This is a genomic window from Vibrio sp. 10N.222.49.C9, assembly GCF_041474985.1.
Lineage (GTDB): Bacteria > Pseudomonadota > Gammaproteobacteria > Enterobacterales > Vibrionaceae > Vibrio > Vibrio crassostreae_C.
In genome coordinates this window covers 1-424 of record NZ_JBFRVD010001284.1, presented here as the reverse complement: position 1 = coordinate 424, position 424 = coordinate 1, and the positions used below count along the sequence as shown (strand labels likewise).

At 47.6% G+C, this 424-nt stretch carries 1 protein-coding gene; it reads right to left on the bottom strand.

Translation table 11 applies throughout. The features are described from left to right. The coding region (locus AB4585_RS27925) for an Ig-like domain-containing protein (RefSeq protein WP_372172011.1) at positions 1-424 on the bottom strand (424 nt) is incomplete at both ends.

The following is a 424-nucleotide window of genomic DNA, read 5'->3' as shown; positions in this document are numbered from 1 at the left end:
GACGAAGGAGCCAATGCTTTAGCGGATAGATTATGGTCACCCTCCGATAAACTGCTTACTGAAACACTATATTGTCCAGATGCATCAGACACCGCGTGTCCAACGGGTGTTGAACCATCGTAAACCGTGACTTTCGAGAATGGGATATCAGTATGCCCAGTAATTGTGGGGGTAGTGTCGTTGGTAAGGTTGTCAGTGTTCGACGAACCCGAGTCACTCGTTGATGCTAAATCCAATGTCACCGAGTTCGTTGTTGCTACGTTGGTGACCATTAGCATGGTTGGTAGTGTCGTTGTAACTGTAGGTTGTTGAGGCACTGTGGTTGATATGACTAGGCCACCCGTTGGTGACATGGTGACATGTCCAGAGGCATCAAAGGTGATGAATTTCGAATCCTCAGCTTGGCCATCACTGACTTTGACTT